The sequence below is a fragment of the Streptomyces regalis genome (assembly GCF_001509475.1).
In the GTDB taxonomy this organism is placed as follows: Bacteria; Actinomycetota; Actinomycetes; order Streptomycetales; family Streptomycetaceae; genus Streptomyces; species Streptomyces regalis.
Genome location: NZ_LLZG01000119.1, coordinates 1 through 7100 on the forward strand (window position 1 = coordinate 1; position 7100 = coordinate 7100).

Here is a 7100-nt window from a genome sequence, read left to right on the forward strand (position 1 = left end):
CACGGGCGATCTTGGTCGAGAACCCGTCTACCAGGAGCTTCGTCGTTGCGCAGGACAGTCCAACTCGCGGTCAGACACCGCCAGCTTGCAAAGGGCTCAATCTCAGCTGCCGTCCTTACCCTGGATCGGCACCGCTGATAACGGTCAGGGAGCCTCTTCAGCGGTGCCGCTAGAGGCTCAGTGGCTGGAAGCTGACTATGTGCCACAAGTCAGCCGTGCCATGGGCCTGATACTAGAGATCATCTGCTTTGCTCATGTACCCAGCTGATTCAGGAGCCCGGAAACAGTGGAACCCCTACACACGCTCGCGCTCGGCCCAGAGTGGCTGTCTCCGGACTATCTGATCTCACACTTCGGCCTGATCGGCATCCTGGTCATCGTCTTCGCCGAATCGGGGCTCTTCGCGTTCCTGCCGGGCGACTCGCTGCTGTTTACGGCGGGCCTGCTGGTCGCGGACGGGAAGTACATCACCCAGCCGCTGTGGCTGGTCTGCACCCTGATCGCGGCCGCCGCGATCATCGGTGACCAGGTCGGTTACATGATCGGCAAGTTCTTCGGCCCGAAGCTGTTCAACCGGCCGAACTCCAAGCTCTTCAAACGGGAGAACCTGGATAAAGCTCATGAGTTCATGGAGCGGCACGGCCCGAAGGCCATCGTGCTCGCCCGCTTCGTGCCAATCATCCGGACCTTTGCGCCAATGGTCGCAGGAGCCGGCTCAATGAAGTACCGGACCTTCCTCACCTACAACGTGATCGGCGGCATCGGCTGGGGGGCCGGTGTCACGGTGGCTGGCTATTTTCTCGGACAGATCGCGTTCATCCGGGAGCACGTTGAATCGATCTTGGTGTTGATCGTGCTCATCTCGGTGGTCCCCGTGATCTTCGAAGTGCTCAAGGCTCGCAAGGAGGCCAAGACCGCAGGCACTAGCAGGCCAGCAAATATCGAGCCAACGGCCTCGCGTGATCCTCGCATCAGGCAGTAAACGTTTTTTGGTCTTGTATTTTGGAAGAGAGCGGGCAGACCGGCGAGGCGAGGATGCTGCCCGCTCTGGCACAGCCAGTTCGGATGCACACCCCAGTAGTCAGGCCACTGGAGTGCATTCGATGATCGAGGACCCCGAACCCATCCGTTGAACTTGCCCCACCTCAAGTCCCGCGGTGCCCGCGAGATCCGTGTATTCGGCCAGAGTCCTCTCCCGCCCCCCGAAGGTCGCCATCATCCGCATGTCCATCCCGGTGATCCGGCGGCCTGTCTGGGCGTCCCCCATGACGTGCTCGACGATGGCAACTCGGCCATTGCGTGTCACCGCTTCCGCGCATCGGCGCAGGATCTGGGTTGCTTCGGCGTCTGGCCAGTCGTGCAGGATGAATGACAGTAGGTAGAAGTCGGCGTCCGGGGGCAGTGGATCGAAGAAGCTCCCTGATGCCGCACGACATCGGTTCGCGAGTCCCTCCTCCTCGAAGTGGCGTCCAGCCGCCGCTGCCGTGGCAGGGAGGTCGACGAGGATGCCGGACAGGTGGGGGTTGCGCTTGGCGATCTGAACCAGCTGGCGTCCGGTGCCTCCGCCGACATCCACCATGCTCGAAACCCCATTCCAGTCCACGGCCGCAGCGATCTCAAGGGCGGCCGTGGTCCTCTCGGAGGCCATCAGGGCGTCGAAGGATGCACCCAGCTCCGGGTCCTCGCTGAGGTCATCCCAGAATGGTCTGCCGAACACACCTGGGTAGGCTGGCTGACCGGTGCGCACCGCCTCCAGGAGACCGAAGAACGCCAAGTCCGATCTTCCGAGGGCACTGGTCGTGTCGAGCCAAGGTCGCAGTCCTGCGGGGTGATCCGATCGCAGGACATCTCCGAGGTTGGTCAGCTCGAAACCCCCGGAGGGACGTTCCACCAAGATGCCGACTGCGGCGAGATGGCGCATGAGACGCAGGAGGGATCCCTTGTCGGTGCAGGTGGTGACGGCGATCCGATCCGGGCTGTGGATCCCCTGACCGATGAGATCCGGGATCTTGAGAGTCGCGGCGACTCGGATGGCCATGGGAGTGGAGATGCTGGAGAGCACCAGTACGCGTGTGACATCTTGATCGTTTGCAGAGGTATTCTGCCGAGGTTCTGCCGCGTCTACCAAGATTGATCAGGGTCCTTCCGTGCGCTGTTCACCGCTCCACCTGGATGGGGAGAGCCTTGGGGCCGAAGATTCCCAGCTCGTAGAACTCCATATCCTCTATGCCTCCTACCTTAATTTCAGAGAACTCTTCGAGGATCATGGGTATGGCAATCTCTGCTTCCAGGTAGGCGAGCGGAGCACCCAGGCAGTAGTGAATTCCCCGGCCGAATGCGATGTGAGGATTGATGCCGCGATGGATGTCGAACAGGTCCGCGGCCTGAATTTCCTCTTCGTCGCGATTGGCTGAGAGGGTCCAGGCCAGGATCATCTGGCCTGCAGGCACAACTATACCGCTCAGTTCGACGTCATGCTTGGTGACCCTTCCTACCTGCGTGAAGGGCGACCGATAGCGCATCACTTCGTCGATTACCGGCCGCAACAGAGACGGATTTGCGCGAAGATCCCGCAACGCGTCGGGAAATTCATTGAAGCACAGCAGAGTGTTGCCGAGCATTACGGTGGTCGTGAGATGTCCGGCAAGGAAGAGGAGGCCGGCGAAGTTCACGATCTCTTCGTCGGTAAGTCGCTCACCGTCGACCTCAGCCTGAACGAGGCGACTCATCAGGTCGTCCCGAGGAGCCTCCCGTCGAGCCCTGCACAGTTCCGCCAGGTAACCGTTGAAGTCACGCCCAATAAGCTCGACCGACTTCAGGAAGTCCTCGTCGATTGGCCCGTCCACTGCAACAGCGACCTGTGCCTCGGACATCCCTCGCATGCCAGCCCAGTCCCTTTTCGGAATGCCCAGGAGCTCTGCAATCACCATCATCGGCAAGGGATAGGTGAAGTGTTGTACGAAATCGAAGAACCGTTCGCTGGACACGTTCCGGAGCAGGGATGTCGCAATCTGCCGGATTCTGGGTTCGAGATCCCGTACGACTTTCGGGGTGAACGCGGCGCTGACGATCCTTCGGAGTTTTCTGTGATCCGGAGGGTCGGTCAGCATGATATTTCCCCGGGCGAACTCTTTGGACTCAGGAACTACCTGGAGAATGTCTGACGAGAACGCTTCGGTGTCTGACATGATGCGGAGAACGTCGGCCCGCCGGAATGCCTGCCAGATACCAGTTTTCTTGTCCTTGCAGACGGGTGCCTCCTTGCGCATTCTGCGCAGCCAGGCGATCAGGGCTTCTCCGCCGTCGGAGACGGGTGGCGGAGCTGTACGAATGACACTTGTCACGGCGATGCTCCCAGATGGGCAGGTATTTGCGTCGAGCAGACCAGCTTCAACGGCTGGCGAGGCCGGCCATGAATGACTTCCCCCGCAGGCCAGGAAGCACGAACTGGCCCTTGAGGGTGAGCATGAAGCGTTCGAGTCCGGGGATCAGGATCTGAACAACGCTGACACCGCTGTCGAAGGTGTGCGTCACATGCCGGTAGACCTCCAGGCCGCGCGCATGCAGCGCTTCCATGAGTGCCTTGAGATGTGCTTCAGGTCCTTCCAGGGAGTCGGACCGGACGAAGGGGACGGTCTCCGCGCGGGACAGGGCCTCTGTCAGGTTGAACTCTGCACATGCCACTAGCTTCGGGTAGTTCCGCACCAGGTGCGTGGAGGGGACGATCGTTGTGCCCTCGCGTGCGGCCACCTGGAAAATCTGAAGCAGCTCCGTCAGAGCGCGATAGACGGAGTACGTAGTGGAGAGCGAGGCGCCTGTACCCCGCCAATAGGCGCCGTCAGGGCCCGGGGCTACGTACGCGAGCGTGACAGGGACACCATTGTCGGTGGTCATGTCTATGAGGTAGACGCGGTCACCGACGACTTGCTCTGCGTAGGAGAGAAGTTCCTGCAGGTCCATTGGAAGGGTCTGGGGGTCGATGGTCGCAAGGACCGGATCGGGCGAGAGGAAGCCGCGTAAGGCGATCAGAGAAAGGGCATCCCGCTCGATCACCTCGTTGATGGCATGCACGGTAGCTTCGGTGACGTTGGCGCCGATCGCACTGCCGTTGTTGCTCGCGTAGCGGCCTACCGAGCCGTAGTTGTAGTTGTCGCCCAGGCGGCGCCGCCGCAACTCGCTTTCGCCCTCAGTCCACCAGACGGAGGAGAGGAACAGAGGCACCTGGATACGACTGGCGTCGTGCAGGGCTTCGTACTCAAGGCATGACAGCGACGTGTCGTCGCCGTCCTTCAAGAGGGCGACTGCCCCGTCGGCGCTGAGCGCAGGCTGGGCGGCTACTCGGTGAGCCGGCACGAGGGAGAGCTTCTTGTCGTCGAAGAGAAACCCGTCGAGGAACTGGTGCTCGATGGCCTCGTAGACGGAACCGACGCGCGCCATGAACCCATGCCCCTTACCGGTGCCGGGTATCCCGCCGAGTTGGTCCGTCCCTCTCCGGAGCTCGCACCGGCAGGCGCCCGGGTCCCCATCCAGTTTGATGAAGTCTGCGGTGAGGCCGATCTCGGCGAGGGTGTCGTGGGCCTTCTGCCAGGCTTCCTCAAGGCTGAACGATCGTTCCCCGGAAACTGCAGATCCGTAGGCATCCATTCCTTCTCCATCTCTCGCGCCTGCTGGGAAGTGGAAAACCCGAAGGGTGGGCACGTGCACGTGCCCACCCTTCGGGGTGCTGCTAGCCCTGCTGGAGGCCGAGCTCCTCCAGGGTCTGCTCCTCCGTGGCGGTCAGCTCAGCGTCGCTGTCCGGCTTGATGCTGAGGTACATCTCGTAGAAACCCATCTCTGCCTCCTGGTTCGTCGCAGAGGCCGCCTGCGGCAGTCGTGACGATGCCCGCAGTCAGGTGCGGCCGCCCTTGGTTGAGGACTTGATCAGCTTTCGCGGCGAGATCCCCACGGGTCAACCATGTGTCGACAAGTTCCCTCAAATCTGGACAACGTCGAGGGGGCTTGATCGGCACCCCCGATCTCGACAGCACTCACCTGCAACGTTGCGGTCTCGAAGTGATGCAGGGCGCACGGATCTCACAATATAACCATCCAAATGAGCCAATGTTTTCGTTCCTTTCGGGACCAGCGTGGCCGGATTGGCGCAACCCCTGCGGTGTTCATGGCAGAAAGAAGGTCCGTTCAGGCCATTGTCCAAAAACGTCGATCACCACTCGGGGTGCGCATCTCACATTGACTGGCAATGGCGCGGAGTAGGTCATACGTGGAAGATGGTCAGATGACTCACGACGAAGTGTCCGGCCAGGGTCCCCTTCCTCGGAATGTGGCCGACGAATATCTGGATGCCTTTACACAGTTGGACCCAATTACTGGCAGATTCCTCGGAGCACCCGAATCCATGGAGGGCCTACCTGACTACTCACCCGATGGTCACGAGGTCTTAGCGGACCTCGCGCGCCGCACTCTCCGCCGACTGGCAGTAGCTGAGCAAACGCCAAACTCGGAAGTTTCGCGAGAGCGCCACTGTGCACGTCTGCTCCGAGAGCGCCTCACCGCTGACCTTGCTTTACACGAGTCGGGGGAGAAACTACGGAACGCCACCAATTTCCGTTCGCCCGTACGAGCGGTGATGGAATCGTTTATGATGGCACCGCCCAGGACTCAAGGAGACTGGGAATCGGTTGTAGAGAGGCTGACCGCCGTGCCAGCCGCACTGCGCGGATACCGCACGGCACTTGCCGAAGGTCTCAGCCGCGGGCTTCCCGGCCAGCCGGCGCAGCTGGAGGAGCTACTTACCCAGTTGCAGACCTGGATCGGCCAGAACGGGAGCTGGTTCCAGGCCCACGTAGAAGAAGGACCCCCGATACTCCGCGCACATCTGGACCAGGCGGCACAGGTCGCCACAACCGCGCTGCTGGAATTGCGCGACTGGCTACGCGACAGCTACGCCCCGGCCATAGTCAACGCCTCCGATGTGATCGGTCGGGACCGGTACGTCCACATGGCACGCTTCTTCACCGGCGCAAACATCGACGTCGATGAGGCATATGCGTACGGCTGGTCAGAGTTCCACCGCCTGCTGGACGAGATGAGAGAACAGTCTCAACAGATCCTCCCGGAGGCCGAAACCCCCTGGGATGCCCTCGGCTGGGCAGACGAACACGGCGAAGCGGTGTTCGGTGCCGAGCAGACTCGCCGATGGCTCCAACAACTGATGGACACCACCATCGAAGAACTTGACGGAATTCACTTCGAACTCCCCGAACAGATCAGACGCGTGGAATCCGAAATCGCCCCTGGGGGCACCGCCCCGTACTACACACCGCCCTCAGCGGACTTCGAACGCCCGGGCCGTACCTGGCTCCCAGTCATGGGACGAACCCGATTCCCCGTGCACAGCCTTGTTTCCACCTGGTACCACGAAGGTGTGCCCGGCCACCACCTCCAGATGGCTCAGTTGGTCTACACCGCAGCTCACCACTCGCGCTACCAGACCACCCTCGGAAAGATCAGCGCGAACTCCGAAGGCTGGGCGCTCTACGCCGAACGCCTCATGGACGAGCTTGGCTTCCTTTCCGATCCTGCACGGCGCCTTAGTTACTTGAACGCCCAGATGCTCCGGTCGATGCGCGTCATCATTGACATCGGAATCCACCTGGAGCTCCCCATACCAAGCGATTCACCAATCCATCCCGGGAAGCGGTGGACTCCTAGCCTGGCCCAGAGCTTCCTGGCATCACACAGCGGATTGTCACAGGGGTTCGTCAAGAACGAGATCCGGCGCTATCAAGGCATGCCCGGTCAGGCAATCGGCTACAAGCTCGGTGAACGGTCCTGGCTCGCTGGCAGGGAGGCAGCCAAGCAGCGTCACGGCTCACAGTTCGAACTCAGGCGCTGGCACATGGCCGCGCTGGCACAACCTCCTCTTGGCCTAGACGACCTGACTGCCGAGCTCTCCCAACTGTAGGGAAAAGACACGTCGGCGGTGTGACGAGGTGAGCTACTGAGCCCTTTGCAAGCTGGCGGTGTCTGACCGCGAGTTGGACTGTCCTGCGCAACGACGAAGCTCCTGGTAGACGGGTTCTCGACCAAGATCGCCCGTG

At 61.4% G+C, this 7100-nt stretch carries 5 protein-coding genes and 1 pseudogene; 3 read left to right on the forward strand and 3 right to left on the reverse strand.

Annotated features, from left to right (window positions below; translation table 11 throughout):
• Both ADL12_RS55585 and ADL12_RS18010 read left to right on the forward strand, forming a co-directional pair.
• The coding region (locus ADL12_RS55585; protein ID WP_208614558.1) for a hypothetical protein at nucleotides 1-268 on the forward strand (268 nt) is incomplete at its 5' end.
• 18 nt (nucleotides 269-286) lie between these two features.
• A pseudogene (locus tag ADL12_RS18010) lies at nucleotides 287-934 on the forward strand (DedA family protein); the annotation flags it as partial.
• Nucleotides 935-1081: 147 nt separating this feature from the next.
• Here the strand turns inward: ADL12_RS18010 and ADL12_RS18015 are convergent.
• The 3 genes from ADL12_RS18015 to ADL12_RS18025 form a co-directional block, all read right to left on the reverse strand.
• Entirely contained in the window at nucleotides 1082-2062 is a 981-nt protein-coding gene (locus ADL12_RS18015) for a methyltransferase (RefSeq protein WP_062703679.1), read from the reverse strand.
• Between the two features lie 94 nt (nucleotides 2063-2156).
• Entirely contained in the window at nucleotides 2157-3344 is a 1188-nt protein-coding gene (locus ADL12_RS18020) for a cytochrome P450 (protein WP_063806680.1), read from the reverse strand.
• A gap of 46 nt (nucleotides 3345-3390) precedes the next feature.
• Nucleotides 3391-4644, reverse strand: coding sequence for a YcaO-like family protein (locus tag ADL12_RS18025; protein WP_062703680.1), 1254 nt, complete (start codon nucleotides 4642-4644; stop codon nucleotides 3391-3393).
• A 631-nt stretch (nucleotides 4645-5275) separates the two neighbouring features.
• On the opposite strand from ADL12_RS18025, the gene ADL12_RS18030 reads away from it, so the two are divergent.
• Complete coding sequence (locus ADL12_RS18030; RefSeq protein ID WP_062703683.1) at nucleotides 5276-6964, forward strand: DUF885 domain-containing protein; 1689 nt, start codon at nucleotides 5276-5278, stop codon at nucleotides 6962-6964.
• Nucleotides 6965-7100: the final 136 nt, after the last annotated feature.